The sequence below is a fragment of the Bacillus weihaiensis genome, from assembly GCF_001889165.1.
Lineage (GTDB): Bacteria > Bacillota > Bacilli > Bacillales > Bacillaceae > Metabacillus > Metabacillus weihaiensis.
Genome location: NZ_CP016020.1, coordinates 223,714 through 240,707 on the forward strand (window position 1 = coordinate 223,714; position 16,994 = coordinate 240,707).

The window sequence follows — 16,994 nt, forward strand, 5'->3', positions numbered from 1 at the left end:
ACCTTTCGGTTTTCTTTACCTATAACTTAGAGTGTACAAGTGTATTAGCTATCAAAATAATACTAGAAGAAATGGCTTCAACCTATTAACGTAGTGGGGGTCAGGCACCCGCCACACACCGACCCACCCGACAAATAAAAACTCGATAAAACTAACAAATAATTTAAAGGATTTCCTCTAACGCTGTCGAATAATATCCCCGAACATAAAATCTAAATCAATCGAAAGGCGTGACACCTCACACATGTCAAGAAAACCAAGAATATGGTACCCCGGAGCAACCTACCACATTTATAAAAGAGGAAATCGTCGAAGTGATCTCTTCCACGACAATTCAGACAGATATAAATACTTCAATCTCCTCGCTGACACCAAACAAAGATACCCTTTCACCCTTCATAGCTACTGCTTAATGACAAACCACATTCATCTCTTACTTCAAACGGATCAACACAACATCGGCCTCATCATGCAGGATCTCAACTTTCGCTACGCCATCTACTTCAATAAAAAATATTCCCTTGAAGGTCATGTGTTTCAAAATAGATACGGTTCTTCTCTCATCACCAGCGATGCTAAGTTTCTAAATATAGGGAAGTATATTCACCTAAACCCATCCGAAGCAAAAATGGTCAAAAAACCAGAAAACTTTAAATGGAGTAGCTATCACTACTACGTAACAAATACACCTAACCAACTGATAACAAAAGAAAAAACACTCTCATATTTTCCAGCTCCTCAAATAGAAAACTTTCGAAGGTTTACGATGGAACCATAAAAGGCAAAAAAGGTGCCAGTCCCTCAGCGCTTTAACGCACCGGGGGACTGGCACCTCTCTACCTCTCTCTAACCTAAAAACTTTATCCTATTAACGTAGTGGGGGCCAGGCACCATCCACCGCCAAGGCACCAACCACCACCCCAACCAAAACAAAAAAGCACCTCAACAAAGGCGCTTCCTCATCAAACTCTATCAATTCATCAAAACCGTCAACAACGCAGTTAAGACCGCTGTCACCACCGGCAATGAAATATATAAGATTAATTTATTACGCTGTTTTATTCTTGCAACTTCCTCAGGTGTGATCCATTCGCGACTCGACATCAACAATACTCCCTTTCAACTGATGGTAGCTGGCTAGCTTTGCACATGCACTAGCATGAACAGAGGCCCCTATAGCTTTGCGTCATCACTTTTCAGTGATTTTGCCCTTTACTATCAGTATCGGGATTATATACGAGTTTTACATAGGACCATTGCTTCAAAGTGTTTGTGAAAATGGACCTATTTAGACCAAATATGTACCTGTCATACTCTAAAATTTCTTAATCTTACGTTTCCCTATTTTGATATAAAGCTTTCTGTCTCCTTCTGAGCGAAAAAACTTAACACCAAAAAGGCTTAGGGGAGTAGAAATTTCTTTCAATTGTAATAAAGGCATTGAAAAAACCTCCTATATACCTATATGATTACATAAATTGTATTATAAATGGGACGAATTGTATATATAAACCTTTCTTTATAATTCGACAAAAAACAGAAGAAATTTGTCGAATTATAAAGAATAAGATATTTTAAAATAATAATTATGAAATTTCAGTACACAAATATGAATCGCCCACCTTCCAAAATTCAACAAGAATCCTCACTTACCTTCTGCAATCAATCTCTCTAAAGTGATACACTAAACATAAATATAGAAGATAAAAATACACACAGTTAAAAGGAGGTAAAACGCAAATTGATGTACACAATCGGAATTGACTTAGGTGGAACAAACCTTCGAATTGGATTTTTCAATGAACAGGGTGAGCTTTTAGAGGAACAAAGTCGTCCAACAGAAAGTGAAAAGGGGCCAAATCACACTATCTCAATCATGGCCAACGAAATCAACAAACTGAAAGAAAAGCACTCCAGCTCCAACTCCATTATTCAATCAGTCGGAATTGGGGCACCAGGTCCACTTAATCCACAGAAAGGAATCATTATCGAGCCACCGAATTTGCCGGGATGGGTAAACATTCCACTCGTCTCCCTACTTGAAGAAAAAACAAACCTACCAGTAAAACTAGAAAATGACGCAAATGCAGCAGCTCTCGCAGAAGCAACGTTAGGTGCGGGCAAAGGAGCAAGGAGTGTCTATTTCCTCACGATCAGCACAGGAATTGGTGGAGGCTATGTTCTTAATGGTGAACTTGTATCAGGTGCACAAGGTAGCTGTGGAGAAATCGGCAATATGATTGTTGATCCAAGTCCTGATGCCTATCAAGGTCCTGGTCTCAATAAAGGTGCCCTAGAAGGTCTAGCGAGTGGTACAGCAATTGGTCGAATCGGCAAGGAGCGTTTTGGTGTGGAAACCGGGGCACAAGGAGTGGTTGAGCAAGCAGCTAGTGGGAACAAAGAAGCCCAGCAAATACTAACGGAAGCCGTAAACTACTTAGCCATTGGCCTTGCAAATATCATTCATACAGTTAATCCAGAAATCATCGTTCTCGGTGGAGGGGTGATGAAATCGAAGGACTACATTCTTCAACCATTAATTGAAAAAACAAAGCAATACGTCTACCCAAGTCTTCGGGATCAACTCGTGATTAAACCAGCTCATCTCGATCAAAAAGCAGGTCTAATAGGTGCAGGCTTGCTGAGAAAATAACAAAAGACGATAACGTGGCTCGTCCGCTAAAAAAATTCCATAAAAATACTTTATTAGGAAAACGATGGATTTTCACTCGGAATTTTTAAAAGAACTGAATGAATTTCATAAATAGAATCCCTAGAGCCCTACCACTCGCCCCACGGAAAGCGAGCAACTAGAGCGAAATTCAACCAGATCGGACACTTGATAACTATAAACAACCAAAATGTAAAAAGGATACTGAATTAATAGATCTGCTTAAATAAACGAAGCATGTATAAACTTAATTCACTTCATAAAAATAAATTCCAAGCTGTATAAAACCCATCTCCTAAAACAAATACTAGTAAAAAAATGAGGAGAACGCTTATGACGACTTCAGCATCGCAACCAGGCAAAACAACGGTTATCTTCCATTATAAAGAAAACCATCATCAGCAAATTTTAAATCTCTCACAGCTAACAGCTCTACTTCACGCAGACCTTATTTTCATAGATGAGTTTAAGGAAGCGAAGAAGCTGGAAAAGAAAATCTGGACTTTAGATATTAATGGTAGTAGCTTGAATATCTACCTTAAGTAAGAAAAGTGGGTGAGCACCAGCCCCATAGCTACCGGGACTTCTAAGCCACCCGATGACCTCACACACTAGAAAGCGGTGTGACCTACACATAATCAAGAAGTGACAGCTAACAAGGTGACGATAAGTCAGGTTGATTCAAGAGATCTTTAAGAAAAATCAAGTGGTAAATCTCCGAACAAAAGATGCTAAGCGACTCCTATAAAGGAAAAAAGGAAAAGGAACTATGACACATTCCTTCTCCTTTTCATAGTCCCCTTATCTCCTTCTACCATCACTTCACTTCGAATTAACGGATATCCTATTAAAGCACCTAAAAAGATCAAACTTCCACACACATCATACCCAACATCTAATAATCTCCCGCTACGTGAAAAATAAAGCTGCAATATTTCAGTTGTAAACCCAGCTCCTAATCCTACTAAGATCACAACTAATCGACTCGGCCACTTCCAATACGTAATAGCCCCTAAGAAGAAAAAACTCATCACATGTCCTAGTTTTTGGGTCATGTAAGCTGAATTGTCTATAGAAAAATCGTTATGAAAGAATTCATGCAATGGGGGATTAGGTGAAAACCGAAAGTGTAGCTGATATTCATGTAATAGATGTGATAGGCTTTCGGTACATGTAAAGAAAAACAAAAACAGTAGATAAAAGAGAAAAATGAAAGCTCTCAAAAAACATCACCTCACCAAGAAGGATGGTCAAAACTCCTTTCTTTTAAACGGAATCTTTGTTGTTGATTTCGGTTACAGGCAGGCACTTTTTGCGGGCGGTCCGGAAGTCTTCTCAGCGCAAGTGCCTGTCTGGGCTCTCTTTTGAAAAACGTTCTCTTAGAGGAGCCGCCAATCACCAAATTACTTAAACTCAACATAAGACACCGGAACAAAAAGAAAACAACACCCTAGTACCAAGAGTGTTGTTCATGCGAATAATCGTTTAATAGGTTTTCTCCAGACTTTAAGATAGAGTGTGTGATCCTGTTGATCCCGATACACCTTGATTCCAAACCATTTCAATGGAGTGAAAACCTCCTTTAGCTGTAACAACGGCATTGCACTATCCCCTCCACTCACTTATCAGATATTTCCATTTTACTTTAAAGAGACCAAAAGTAACAGAAATTGTTCTCTACAAAGAACGACAAAATACAGTGATTAATAGGTAGTAAGAACTACCTCTATTAATTACTTAAGTGCATCCATAATTACCCATTACTGTTTCCTCTATAAAGACCTTTAATGAGAAACCGATAGTAAATAAAGGAGCAGTGTAAAAAATGTGAAGGAAGGAGGAAGAAAAAATGAAGAATTGGTTAACACCTGAAGAAATGGAACAAAAGAGAGCGAGGAAGAAACAGATCATCACACTTTCCCTACCGATTATTTCTATTTTAGTAGGAGTGCTTGTGACGCTAGCATTAAATAGTTTTTCATGAAATTCATCACAATCTATAAGTTTTAACGGAAAAAAACAAGAAGAAAGCACTTACATCTCAAATTTGGTACAAATTACCCAAAAATAAATGTAAAATAATTGTCAGATTCGTGCTATGATTAAGACCGGTTAGTGAAAAACATCACCTTATTTGTAAATAAATGTAGAAATAACATTACACATTCTTTATAATAAGACAGTCCTACTAAAAGAGAAGAACTTATAAATAAGCTTAATAGATTACTATTCATCGGAGGTTATCATGGAAGAAACAATCAGCTTAAAGGAGCTGTTTCTTACATTAAAGAAACGTCTCTCACTCATCATCATTATCGCAGCCATTGCAACCGCGACAAGCGGACTAGTTAGTTATTTTCTCCTAACACCAATTTACCAATCCTCTACACAAATTTTGGTAAATCAGTCAAAGAATGATCAGCAGGCGTACAACGTAGGTGAGCTTCAAACAAACCTACAGTTAATTAACACGTACAATGTCATCATTAAGAGTCCAGCAATATTAGATAAAGTCATTGAAAAAGAAGAGCTAAACATGAGTGCAGGTGCATTAAATAGCTTAGTTACAGTGGGAAGTGAACAGAACTCTCAGGTTGTTAACATCACTGTTCAAAATGAGGATCCAAAAAAAGCAGCTGCGATTGCCAATTCAATTGCTACAACGTTTAAAGAAGAGATTGCAACCATTATGAGTGTTGATAATGTCAGTATCTTAACGACAGCAGAGCTTGGAGAGAATCCAGCGCCGATTAAACCACAGCCAGTACTGAACATGGCGATTGCTTTAGTTGTAGGTCTCATGGCAGGTGTGGGCTTAGCCTTCTTATTAGAATACTTAGATAACACGATTAAAAATGAACAGGATATTGAAAAACAGCTTGGTCTTCCAGTACTTGGAGCGATTACAACAATTAACATGGATTCGGAAGCAAGCCCACATGAATCCAAACCATCAACGTTAAGAACGCGAGGTGAGTCTGTTGGCTCGTAAAGATCGAAAACAACTATTTCAATTACAAAACCGAAGCTTAATCTCAATGACAAGTCCGAAATCTCCAATCGCGGAGCAATTTCGTACAATTCGTACAAATATCCAATTCTCAAGTATTGACCAGGAGCTTCAGACGATTATTGTGACATCCTCTGGTCCTGCAGAAGGAAAATCAACGACAACAGCAAATTTAGCAGTGGTCTTTGCTCAGCAAGGAAAGCGTGTCTTATTAATTGATTCTGATTTACGTAAACCGACTGTTCATTATACATTCCGTCTTGAAAACCATGTAGGGCTTTCAAACGTGTTAACGAGACAATCAACATTACAAGAAGCAGTAAAGGAAACAGCTCAGGAAAAGCTTTGGGTATTATCAAGTGGTCCAATTCCACCAAATCCTTCCGAGCTACTTGGCTCTAAAGGTATGCAGGTTCTTCTTGAGCAAGCAAAGGAAGAATACGATGTGATCATTCTTGATACACCACCAGTACTTGCTGTAACCGATGCCCAAGTATTATCTAATATAGCGGACGGAGTTGTCTTAGTCGTAAGTAGTGGTAAGACAGAAACAGAATCTGCGAAGAAAGCGAAAGAATTACTAGATAGTGCAAAGGCGAAGATCCTAGGTGTGGTCCTAAACAATAAAAAAGCAGAAGACAGTCAGTATTATTACTACTATGGGGGAAAATAGACATATTTCGACAAAAACCCCCTCTTTTCTTTGCAATTCTCTTATGATACGATTTATTTCGCATCAGAAATATAGGATTTAACAACTAGTTAATAACATTAAATAGAAATGTGGTGGGTATATTGATTGGTTTGAGTTGGATTATAACTATAACAAAAGACTTAGAACGATCCATCTCAATTATATGCAGTCATATACCCACTACACACGATTTTAGAACGAACAACATGAACAACATCTGATAAATCGTTGCCTCGATAAAGCAACTTGCCAATAAGATCCAATCAATTATCTACCATCATTGAACGTATACAGGAGTAGAATACATGAACAGCTTCCCACAATTACCTAAGTCAATGAAGAAAGCAATTCGTTATCTTTACCAGGATGCACCAGTTGAGAAGTTAGAAGAAATACAGAAAATCCTAAATCAAGTAATAGAGAGCCGTTTAGAGAAAGAAAGCTTGAAAGAATCATAAATAGCTAATGAAAGAGCATATCTACTAGACATGATTTTTCATTAACTATTTATTATCGACATTTATAAGAAGAAGGGAAGGGATGGTCTTGAGTTATTCAAAGCGGGTTTCACTGCTCCTTGGTTTAGATTCACTCATCGTCTTATGTTCAATATATATCGGCTATTTTGTTTTAAATCCTTATGTATCCTATTATTCGCTTCACATGCTTGTAGTTAGCTCACTTGCCTTACTAGTTAGTCATCATATTTTTGCTTTTATTTATCGGTTGTACCATAAGGCTTGGGAGTATGCGAGTGTAGGGGAGTTAGTCGCCCTTGTGAAAGCTATCACATTCTCTATTTTAACAACAGCTGCTGTACAATTTATTACAGTAGGGAATGTCTATGTACGAGTACTCTTCATTACGTGGCTCCTACATATGTGTTTAATTGGAGGATCTCGTTTTTCATGGAGAATGATACGTGATCGTTATATTAAATCACAGGTAGAAACGAAGAATGCGTTAATTATTGGAGCAGGCTCAGCGGGAACGATGCTTGTGAGACAGCTATTAAAAAACCAAGATAGTGAACTCAAACCCGTTGCCTTTGTTGATGACGACGTAAAAAAACAAAAGCTACAAATATACGGGGTAACCGTTCTTGGTAAAACGGAAGATATTCCGGAAATCGTGAAAAATCAAGATATTGACCATATTATTATTTCGATTCCTTCCTTAAGCAAAACAGAAATTCAACATATCTATCAACAATGTAGTAAAACAACTGCGAAAACGAAAATCATGCCAATGATTGAGGATATTGTCACAGGAAAGGTTGCAGTTAACCAGTTCCGCGATGTTCAGGTAGAGGACTTACTTGGACGTGACCCTGTTGAGCTCGATTTAGAAAGTATTTCGAAGAAGATTACTGGTAAAACCATTCTAGTAACAGGTGCTGGTGGATCAATAGGCTCTGAGATTTGCCGTCAGGTGTGCAAGTTCAGGCCGAAACAGCTCTTATTGTTAGGACATGGGGAAAACTCGATCTATGCAATTGATATGGAGCTACGAAATCGACATCAACAGGATGTGACGATTATCCCAGTGATTGCTGATATTCAAGACCGTCATCGGATTTTCTCTGTGATGGAGGAGTATAAGCCAGATGTTGTGTACCATGCGGCAGCACATAAGCATGTACCGTTGATGGAGTACAATCCGATTGAAGCGGTAAAAAACAATGTACTCGGAACGAAGAATGTAGCAGAGGCTGCAGATACATTTGGAGTGAATACATTCGTTCTTGTTTCTTCTGATAAAGCCGTTAACCCAACAAATGTGATGGGGTCAACAAAACGTGTCGCTGAAATGGTGATTCAGCAGTTAAACAAAGCAAGTCAAACGAACTTTGTCGCGGTACGATTTGGAAATGTGCTTGGAAGTCGTGGAAGTGTTATTCCACTCTTTAAGAAGCAAATTCAAGCTGGTGGTCCGATTACGGTGACTCACCCAGATATGACGCGTTACTTTATGACAATACCAGAGGCATCGAGACTTGTGATGCAGGCCGGTGCACTAGCACGCGGGGGCGAGATCTTTGTGCTAGATATGGGTGAGCCAGTGAAAATTGTCGATCTTGCGAAAAATCTTATTCGTTTATCTGGTTATACAGAGGATGAAATTAGCATTAAGTTCGCAGGGATTCGCCCTGGGGAAAAGATGTATGAGGAACTGCTAGGGGAAAATGAGGTTCACAGTGAAGCGGTATTCCCGAAAATCTTCATTGGAAAAACAGTGGATTTTGATTATGAAACAGTTCGAGTGCTTATTAATAACTATGAAACATTCGACACAGAGTACTTAAGAGAATATGTATTAGGTCTTGCGAATAAGAAGGACTCATACTTACTAGAAAGTGTTCAGTAGAGAGGAAGAGTGATAACGATGCAAAAAGTGAGAAAAGCGATTATCCCAGCAGCAGGTCTAGGAACAAGATTCTTACCAGCCACTAAGGCTCAGCCAAAGGAAATGCTTCCAATCGTTGATAAGCCAACGATTCAATACATTATTGAAGAAGCGGTTCAATCAGGGATTGAAGATATCATCATTGTCACAGGTCGTGGAAAGCGTGCAATCGAGGATCACTTTGATAAATCCTATGAGCTAGAAGAAACACTTGCGAAAAAAGAGAAGTTCAATCAGCTAGAAGAAATTCAAGAGATTTCAAAGCTCGCAAACATTCATTATATTCGTCAGAAAGAACCACTTGGCTTAGGACATGCCATTGGCTGTGCAAGTCGCTTCATCGGCAACGAACCATTTGCCGTTCTTCTTGGAGATGACATTGTGCATTCACCTGACTATCCTTGCTTAAAGCAACTAATCGATGCATATGAAGAGCATGATGCTTCCGTCATTGGCGTGCAGCAGGTTCCAGAGCAAGACGTATCAAAATATGGTGTTGTTTCCATTGATCAAACGAAACAAACAAATAATGTCTTCGCGGTCAACGACTTAGTAGAAAAGCCAAGTGTTGAAGAGGCACCTTCTAATTATGCGATTATGGGTCGTTACGTCTTAACACCAGGAATCTTCGATATCTTAGAAAACCAAGAGCCAGGTGCTGGTGGAGAAATTCAGTTAACGGATGCGATTAAGAAGTTAAATGAACAGCAGTATGTCATGGCTTGTGAATTTGAAGGTCAACGTTATGATGTTGGTGACAAATTTGGGTTCATTAAGGCAACAGTCGAATTTGCTTTAGGTCGAGAAGATTTGAAGGATGAAGTAGTCGACTATTTGAAGAATGTTGTAGAGAAAGAGACGGTTTCACGGTTAATTTAGGATTTGATGTATAGGTGATGCCTCCTTACCTTTATCAATGGAGGCACTCGGCTATGCTGTGGGTTGTTCTTGACCTTAAACACGATGTTGTTGGTGGTATGGCGTGAGGGTGGGTTGGATGCCCGATTTTATTATTATTTTAATTGATGGCTTTTAAGAAAATCTTGCGATTTTCTATTTTTTACTTCTGGGGACTTATTATTGGTTGATTGGAGGTAGGAATGAGGAAGAAGGTTAAGGTTTTAGTTGGTGATTAATGGGTTAACGATGGTTGAGTTGTTGGCGATTTTTGCTATTTTGGGAATCATTACTGCCATCGCAGTGCCTTTGGTACTTGGGCATGTAGAGAAAACTTATGAAGAAGTATGTGATGTGAACAGAGAGAAGCTGGAGAAGATGTATGAAACAGATCTAGTGGTAGAGGGTGTTACTCACTCTGATGCTATTTTTAGAACTTATTTAGTTGGGTACGGAGATGAGGTTTGTCCAGAGGACGGGATTGTTAATTATGCTGATGGTGAAGTTCATTGTAGTGTCCATTCTGGTGATAAAGAGAGTAGTGAGGGTGACGAAGAGGGAGATGTTCCGTTTTTGTGAGTACGTTCGTTTTGGATGGATTAGATGTTAGTAGGTTACTAACATGGGGTTACAGGATGTGCATTTAATCCATGATTTTTTAGTGTTTGAATAATAGTTGGGAAGTCAGAATGGTTGATAGATAACCACAACATGTTGTGTTTAAACCAGTGAAAAATCACTAAGATATTCAATATATGGAGTTTATCTATATAACATAGTATCATTTTGTCACTATATAAAGATAAAATTACTAAAATCGGGCATTTTGGATTTTGAAAACGTTGATTTGACGGGCTTTTTGGCAACCTAAAATATGGAAAAATATTGAATGGAGTTAAGGAACTGACTATCGTGGTTAGATTGAACGCTAGAAACCTTGCGGGATGAGGGTTTGAGGCGATTTTAGTGAGATTTATAGATTGATTGAATGGTCTATATAATAGGAAGAAACTCGGTTTAGAGTGACTTAATAGTGAATATCTATTTCGTATTTACTTGTTAGATTGAATAGATATTACGAGGTGGCTATCGGATATAGATAAGATTTAGTGGTTTAGTAGTTGGTTGGAATTGATGAATAACAGATTCTAATTAAGTCCTAATCTACTAAAGAACAAATTTTAAGGAGTGTAGCTGGATGTATATGAAGGTTAAAAGATTGATAGATATCATTCTTTCTTTAATTGGACTTATAGTACTATCACCAATTTTTTTAATTTTAATTATTGCTATTAAGCTCGATTCAAAAGGTCCGGTACTGTTTAAGCAAAAGCGTATTGGAATTAACAAGACCCATTTTAATATCTTGAAGTTTCGCACTATGAGAATAGATACTCCTAAGGACACTCCAACTCACTTATTAGGTAATCCAGAACAGTATATCACAAAAATGGGTAAATTCCTGAGAAAAACCTCACTTGATGAGCTTCCGCAGATTTGGAATATTTTTGTGGGACAGATGAGTATTATTGGGCCAAGACCCGCACTATGGAATCAGTATGATCTGATTGCTGAAAGGGATAAGTATGGTGCTAATGACGTACCACCTGGATTAACTGGTTGGGCACAGATTAATGGTAGAGATGAGCTTCCTATTGAAGTGAAAGCGAAATTAGATGGGGAGTACGTTGAGAAGATTAGCCTCTGGATGGATGTAAAGTGCTTCTTCGGGACCATTGTTAGTGTAGTGAAGAGTGATGGGGTTGTTGAAGGTGGAACCGGAGTTAAGAAGGAAGTTGCAAGTACTAAGGAGAAAGAAACTTTATGAAAGTAAATAGAGTAATAGAGGTGTTCAAATGCTTTTAGTCACCGGAATCACTGGTCATACGGGAAAATACTTCTTAGAAGAACTTATTAATAATAAATATGAAGGCTCTATCCGCTGTGTTGTTAGGGAAACATCCAACACTTCTCTTTTGGATAACAGCGGCTTGAATATAGAAAAGGCTGTAGGAGATTTAGATGATCCAGACTTTATTGATAGTGTGATGAATGGTGTTGATACGGTAATGCACATCTATAATATTCACCATTCACCAATGATAGTGCGATCTGCTATTAAGAATAAAGTTAAAAGGACAATATTAGTACACACCACAGGAATTTATTCTGAATTTAAGTATGCCTCGGAAGGATATAAAAAAATAGAACAAGAGATTAAAGAGCTAAAAAGCGATACTAAATCTCTGACAAAAATAACAATTTTAAGGCCCTCTATGATATATGGAGATCTCTGTGATAGAAACATGAGTAAGTTTATTAAAATGATAGATAAACTAAGAATCATGCCTGTTATCAACGGTGGAAATAGTTTTATTCAACCAGTGAATGCCAGAGATTTAGGGAAGGCATTTTTTACTGTATTAATGTCTCCAATAGAGTCTGATGGAGACGCTTATGATCTATCCGGTGAAAGGCCTATTAGAATGATAGATGCTTTCAGGTTAATAAGCAAAGAACTCAATAAAAAAACAGTCTTTATCAGCGTACCATTAAGTTTAGGTGTACTGATGGTAAGAGTTATTAAAACTCTGACGCTAGGAAGAATCGATTATATAGAACGGGTTCAGAGAATGGGAGAAGACAGAAACTATTCCCACGGTGCTGCAAATAGTGACTTCGGTTATAATCCCATGACTTTTGAAAAAGGAATACAAATAGAAGTTCAAGAGTATCTAGAGAAAAAAAGAAATTAGCTAAAATGAGTAGGAGCATTGATATGAAAATAGCTGTACTTTCAAGCCATACATCTTCATTGTTTTGGTTTCGTATGGATATGATGAAAGACTTTATAGAAAATGGTCATACCGTTATTGCATTAGGCTCTGAGCCTGAAGCAGAATGGAAGAAAAAGTTCGAAGAATACAATATTGATTATAGGCAGCTATATGTTGAACGAAATGGCATGAATCCACTCAAAGATTTAAAAACTTTAAGGTTTCTTTATACATTCATGAAAAAGGAAAGACCTGATAAAGTGTTTGCATACCAAGCTAAAACGGTTGTTTATGGAAGTATAGCTGCAAAATTAAATGGTATTTCTGAAGTATACCCTTTAATAGCTGGACTTGGTTCGATATTTAGGGGAGAAGGTTTTAAAAACAAGGTAGTAAAAACAATAATGAAAATAGAATACTGGGTTGCTTGTAAATGTAGCAAGAAAGTATTTTTTCAGAATCAAGATGATAAAAATGAGTTTATTCAAAATGGATTAGTAAAAGGTAAAAAGACGGTTATTATTAATGGTTCGGGAGTTGATATTGAGAAATTCAAACCAACACAATTTCCAGAAGAACCGGCATTTCTATACATTGGTAGACTTATTAAAGATAAAGGGATAATGGAATACTTAGAAGCTTGTAAAGAAATTAAAAATAAACACCCTAAGGTTCGTTGTTTGCTAGTAGGGCCATTTGACAGTAATCCTTCTGCCTTAAAACCAGATGAGCTGAAACCCTTTATAGAAAATGGTGTTATTGAATATTTTGGGGAACAAAGTGATGTGAGACCATTTATCTCTCAATGTAGCACGTATGTATTACCATCTTATCATGAAGGTACGCCAAAAACGGTTTTAGAAGCCATGGCAATGGGGAGGTCAATCATAACGAGCGATGCTCCCGGTTGTAGGGAGACAGTTATTGAAGGACAAAATGGATATTTAGTGAAGGTAAAAGATATCAAAGGGTTAACAAATAAGATGGAATACTTGATATCTGATCGCGAGATATGCAAAAACATGGGACAAGAGAGTGCGAAGATTGCTAGAGAAAAATATGATGTGAAAGTTGTAAATCAATCAATTATCCAGACAATGGATTTATAAATAAAGGAGAATTCAATATGAACTTATATGAGAAGATTGTTAATAGAGAAGAGAAAATTTCATTAGTTGGACTTGGCTATGTAGGTATGCCAATCGCTGTTGCCTTTGCAAAGAAGGCTGATGTGATTGGATTTGATGTAAACAAACAAAAAATTGAACTTTATAAGAATGGTATAGATCCTACAAAAGAAGTAGGAAATGAAGTAATCAAAAATACAACAGTAGATTTTACTTCAGATGAAGCGAGACTTAGAGAAGCAAAGTTTCATATTGTTGCAGTGCCAACACCTGTAAAAGATGATCATACTCCTGATTTAACACCGGTGGAATCAGCAAGCCGCACGTTAGGTAGGAATTTGACAAAAGGTTCAATAGTTATCTTTGAATCTACAGTTTATCCTGGTGTAACTGAAGATATTTGTGTTCCAATTTTAGAAAGAGAATCAGGATTAAAATGTGGTGTAGATTTTAAAGTTGGTTATTCACCAGAAAGAATTAACCCTGGTGATAAAGTTCATAGATTAGAAACAATTATAAAAGTTGTAGCTGGTCAAGATGAACAAACCCTAGATACTGCTGCAAAAGTATATGAATTAGTTGTTGAAGCCGGTGTGTATAAAGCTGCAAGTATTAAAGTGGCTGAAGCTGCAAAGGTTATTGAGAATTCACAACGTGATATTAATATTGCTTTCATGAATGAACTCTCTATTATTTTTAATAAAATGGACATTGATACAAAAGCAGTACTTGAAGCAGCAGGAACGAAATGGAATTTCCTTAATTTCTCTCCAGGATTAGTTGGTGGTCATTGTATAGGTGTTGACCCATACTATCTAACATATAAAGCAGAGCAAATGGGTTACCATTCCCAAATCATCCTTTCGGGAAGAAAAATAAACGATGATATGGGTAAATATGTTGCCGAAAGTACGGTAAAGAAAATGATTAAAGCGAATAAGCAAATAAATGGTGCGAAAATAGCAATATTTGGTGTTACGTTTAAAGAGAACTGTCCCGATGTGAGAAATACAAAAGTAGTCGACGTAATAAAAGAATTAGAAGAGTACGGAGTAGACGTTAAAGTTGTAGATCCTCAAGCAGACAAAGAAGATTTATGGCGTGAATATAGAATTAATCTTTGTGAAATAGAAGATATAAAAGAAATGGATGCAGTAATCTTTGCAGTTCCACACGATGAATTTAAAGCTATGCAATTGGAAGATGTAAAAATGATGTTTGGCCCAACTGGATATGTTAATTTAGAAGCTATGAATGAAGTAGCTGCAACTTCTGAGTTTGATATAAATATTGATAGAAAAGATTGTGTACTAATGGACCTTAAAGGGATATTTAATAGAAAAGAAGCAGAAGATACTGGATTTGTATATTGGAGGTTGTAAAAATGGTATATGAAAATATAAAGTTTCCGGAGGGCAGTAAATTCTTAGTTACTGGCTCAGCAGGTTTTATTGGTTCTAATTTAGTAGAAGCAATACTGAAATTAGGCTATAAAGTTAGAGGGCTAGATAATCTTTCAACTGGTAAAAAAGAAAATGTAGAAGAGTTTTTAGATAATCCTAATTACGAATTTATCGAGGGAGATATTCGTGATCTTGAAACATGTATGAAAGCTTGTGAAGGAATCGATTATGTTTTAAATCAAGCTGCATGGGGGAGTGTTCCAAGAAGTATTGAGATGCCTTTGTTTTATGAAGAGGTAAATATAAAAGGCACTTTAAATATGATGGAAGCTGCTAGAAGAAACGGTGTGAAAAAATTTGTCTATGCTTCAAGTTCATCAGTTTACGGTGATGAACCTAACCTACCTAAAAAAGAAGGAATAGAAGGTAATGTTTTGTCTCCTTATGCTCTTACTAAAAAAGTAAATGAAGAATATGGGAGATTGTATTCAAACCTCTATGGATTAGACACATATGGCTTGCGGTATTTTAATGTATTTGGCAGAAGACAAAATCCCGATGGTGCATACGCAGCGGTAATTCCAAAATTCATTAGGCAATTATTGAATGATGAAGCCCCAACGATTAATGGTGATGGAAAGCAGAGTAGGGATTTTACTTATATCGAGAATGTAATCGAAGCTAATCTGAAAGCTTGTAATGCCTCGCATGAAGCAGCAGGAGAAGCCTTTAATATTGCCTATGGTGGAAGAGAGTTTTTAATTGATATATATATGGAACTATTAAATGCTTTAGGGAAAGACATTCAGCCGACTTTTGGCCCTGATCGTAAAGGTGATATTAAGCATAGTAATGCTGATATTAGTAAAGCAAAAGAGCTACTGGGGTATCATCCTCATTGGAGTTTTGAACTAGGAATTAAAAAAGCTATAGATTGGTATAAGGAGAATCTTTAACCATGAAAATTGCAATTCATCAGAACAAGGATATTTTTGATCACTCTACTACATGGGACAAAGTATGGATCGAGTATTGTAAAGAAGAAAAAATTGACTATGAAGTAGTCGATTGCTTTTCTAATAATATATTAGAAAAAATAAAGGATTTTGATGTCTTGTTATGGCATTTTAATCATTTTTCGTTACAAGAAATGAAATTTGCAAGAAGTATATTGCTTAGTATAAAGAAAATAGGTATTAAAGTCTTTCCTGATCATGAAGCAAATTGGCATTTTGATGACAAGATTGCGCAGAGTTATATATTGCAAGCTATAAATGCACCTATACCAAAAGCTTGGACATTCTATAAATTAAAGTCAGCTGTTGATTTCTATGAAAATAGTTGTGTGTACCCAATCGTTGCAAAGTTAAAAAGTGGTTCGGGATCAAATAATGTTCAACTATTAAAAAATAAAGGTGAAGCCATTAAATATGCAAAAAAAATGTTTGGTAAAGGTCTTAATCCAACACCTAATCTTCTGTTTAAAACAAAGTCTAATGTTCAAACATCAAGAAATATAAAGAATTTTGTAGCACGAGCAAAAAGAATCCCTGACTTTATTGAGTCAATTAAAAAGGCTGCAGAATTTGATAACGAGAAAGGTTATGTTTATTTACAAGAGTTTATCCCAAATAAAGGATATGACCTTAAAGTTGTAGTTGTTAAAAATAAATTAAGTTTTCTAGCGCGGGATGTGAGGAAAGGAGATTTTAGAGCCTCAGGTGGTGGGTCCATTAGTTATGACAAGTCGCTGATTACACCTGAGATAAGAGAAATAGCTTTCCAAATATCAGGTGAGTTAGGCTTTGAATGTATGGGCTATGATTTTGTTGTTGATTCACGTACAAATTCACCTAAAATCGTAGAAATTAGCTATGGTTTTTCTCATCTAGCTCAAATGGATTTAGGGGGGCACTGGGATAGAAGTGGTGAATGGCATAATGAACCACTAAATGCACCAGAAGAAATTATAAAGAATATGTTGGTTGAAAATGAAAGTAATGTATAAA

19 protein-coding genes and 1 riboswitch are annotated in these 16,994 nt (G+C 36.9%); of the genes, 16 read left to right on the forward strand and 3 right to left on the reverse strand.

Annotation, left to right across the window (positions count from 1 at the left end; all coding sequences use genetic code 11):
* Positions 1 to 244: 244 nt before the first annotated feature.
* Entirely contained in the window at positions 245 to 778 is a 534-nt protein-coding gene (locus A9C19_RS01035; RefSeq protein ID WP_072578233.1) for a transposase, read from the forward strand.
* Between the two features lie 194 nt (positions 779 to 972).
* Here A9C19_RS01035 and A9C19_RS22395 read toward each other — a convergent pair whose 3' ends face one another.
* Both A9C19_RS22395 and A9C19_RS22400 read right to left on the reverse strand, forming a co-directional pair.
* Entirely contained in the window at positions 973 to 1,104 is a 132-nt protein-coding gene (locus A9C19_RS22395; RefSeq protein ID WP_267888737.1) for a hypothetical protein, read from the reverse strand.
* 21 nt (positions 1,105 to 1,125) lie between these two features.
* A riboswitch (cyclic di-GMP riboswitch) is annotated at positions 1,126 to 1,220 on the reverse strand.
* Positions 1,221 to 1,315: 95 nt separating this feature from the next.
* On the reverse strand, positions 1,316 to 1,441 hold the full coding sequence (locus A9C19_RS22400; RefSeq protein WP_267888738.1) for a hypothetical protein: 126 nt from the start codon (positions 1,439 to 1,441) through the stop codon (positions 1,316 to 1,318).
* A 303-nt stretch (positions 1,442 to 1,744) separates the two neighbouring features.
* Here A9C19_RS22400 and A9C19_RS01040 point away from each other — a divergent pair, with 303 nt between their 5' ends.
* Positions 1,745 to 2,653 carry an ROK family protein gene (locus A9C19_RS01040; RefSeq protein WP_083584241.1) on the forward strand — a complete coding sequence of 303 codons (909 nt, stop codon included), beginning with the start codon at positions 1,745 to 1,747 and terminating at the stop codon, positions 2,651 to 2,653.
* A 351-nt stretch (positions 2,654 to 3,004) separates the two neighbouring features.
* Positions 3,005 to 3,217, forward strand: a complete 213-nt coding sequence (locus A9C19_RS01045) for a hypothetical protein (RefSeq protein WP_072578235.1) — start codon at positions 3,005 to 3,007, stop codon at positions 3,215 to 3,217.
* A gap of 221 nt (positions 3,218 to 3,438) precedes the next feature.
* Here A9C19_RS01045 and A9C19_RS01050 read toward each other — a convergent pair whose 3' ends face one another.
* Entirely contained in the window at positions 3,439 to 3,894 is a 456-nt protein-coding gene (locus tag A9C19_RS01050) for a VanZ family protein (RefSeq protein ID WP_072578236.1), read from the reverse strand.
* A 626-nt stretch (positions 3,895 to 4,520) separates the two neighbouring features.
* Here A9C19_RS01050 and A9C19_RS22405 point away from each other — a divergent pair.
* The 13 genes from A9C19_RS22405 to A9C19_RS01105 all read left to right on the forward strand — a co-directional run bounded on the left by A9C19_RS22405 (position 4,521) and on the right by A9C19_RS01105 (position 16,993).
* Positions 4,521 to 4,655 carry a hypothetical protein gene (locus A9C19_RS22405; RefSeq protein WP_267888739.1) on the forward strand — a complete coding sequence of 45 codons (135 nt, stop codon included), beginning with the start codon at positions 4,521 to 4,523 and terminating at the stop codon, positions 4,653 to 4,655.
* Positions 4,656 to 4,916: 261 nt separating this feature from the next.
* Positions 4,917 to 5,663, forward strand: coding sequence for a YveK family protein (locus A9C19_RS01055; RefSeq protein ID WP_072578237.1), 747 nt, complete (start codon positions 4,917 to 4,919; stop codon positions 5,661 to 5,663).
* Positions 5,653 to 6,354, forward strand: a complete 702-nt coding sequence (locus tag A9C19_RS01060) for a CpsD/CapB family tyrosine-protein kinase (protein WP_072578238.1) — start codon at positions 5,653 to 5,655, stop codon at positions 6,352 to 6,354. Before A9C19_RS01055 ends, A9C19_RS01060 begins: the two co-directional genes overlap by 11 nt.
* A 326-nt stretch (positions 6,355 to 6,680) precedes the next feature.
* Positions 6,681 to 6,833 carry a hypothetical protein gene (locus A9C19_RS21940; protein ID WP_199445803.1) on the forward strand — a complete coding sequence of 51 codons (153 nt, stop codon included), beginning with the start codon at positions 6,681 to 6,683 and terminating at the stop codon, positions 6,831 to 6,833.
* An 88-nt stretch (positions 6,834 to 6,921) separates the two neighbouring features.
* A complete protein-coding gene (locus A9C19_RS01065) occupies positions 6,922 to 8,742 on the forward strand; it encodes a polysaccharide biosynthesis protein (protein WP_072581686.1) in 1,821 nt (606 codons plus the stop codon).
* An 18-nt stretch (positions 8,743 to 8,760) separates the two neighbouring features.
* Complete coding sequence (gene galU, locus A9C19_RS01070; protein ID WP_072578239.1) at positions 8,761 to 9,660, forward strand: UTP--glucose-1-phosphate uridylyltransferase GalU; 900 nt, start codon at positions 8,761 to 8,763, stop codon at positions 9,658 to 9,660.
* Between the two features lie 249 nt (positions 9,661 to 9,909).
* Positions 9,910 to 10,257 (forward strand): type IV pilin protein, encoded by a 348-nt coding sequence (locus A9C19_RS01075; protein ID WP_145925767.1) that lies wholly within the window; start codon positions 9,910 to 9,912, stop codon positions 10,255 to 10,257.
* 619 nt (positions 10,258 to 10,876) lie between these two features.
* Entirely contained in the window at positions 10,877 to 11,506 is a 630-nt protein-coding gene (locus tag A9C19_RS01080) for a sugar transferase (RefSeq protein WP_072578241.1), read from the forward strand.
* 28 nt (positions 11,507 to 11,534) lie between these two features.
* Positions 11,535 to 12,434: an SDR family oxidoreductase gene (locus A9C19_RS01085; protein ID WP_072578242.1), complete on the forward strand. Its 900-nt coding sequence runs from the start codon at positions 11,535 to 11,537 to the stop codon at positions 12,432 to 12,434.
* A gap of 23 nt (positions 12,435 to 12,457) precedes the next feature.
* A complete protein-coding gene (locus A9C19_RS01090; protein WP_072578243.1) occupies positions 12,458 to 13,564 on the forward strand; it encodes a glycosyltransferase family 4 protein in 1,107 nt (368 codons plus the stop codon).
* A 17-nt stretch (positions 13,565 to 13,581) separates the two neighbouring features.
* Entirely contained in the window at positions 13,582 to 14,964 is a 1,383-nt protein-coding gene (locus A9C19_RS01095; protein ID WP_072578244.1) for a nucleotide sugar dehydrogenase, read from the forward strand.
* Between the two features lie 2 nt (positions 14,965 to 14,966).
* On the forward strand, positions 14,967 to 15,941 hold the full coding sequence (locus A9C19_RS01100) for an SDR family oxidoreductase (protein WP_072578245.1): 975 nt from the start codon (positions 14,967 to 14,969) through the stop codon (positions 15,939 to 15,941).
* A gap of 2 nt (positions 15,942 to 15,943) precedes the next feature.
* Positions 15,944 to 16,993: an ATP-grasp domain-containing protein gene (locus A9C19_RS01105; protein WP_072578246.1), complete on the forward strand. Its 1,050-nt coding sequence runs from the start codon at positions 15,944 to 15,946 to the stop codon at positions 16,991 to 16,993.
* Position 16,994 lies beyond the last annotated feature (1 nt).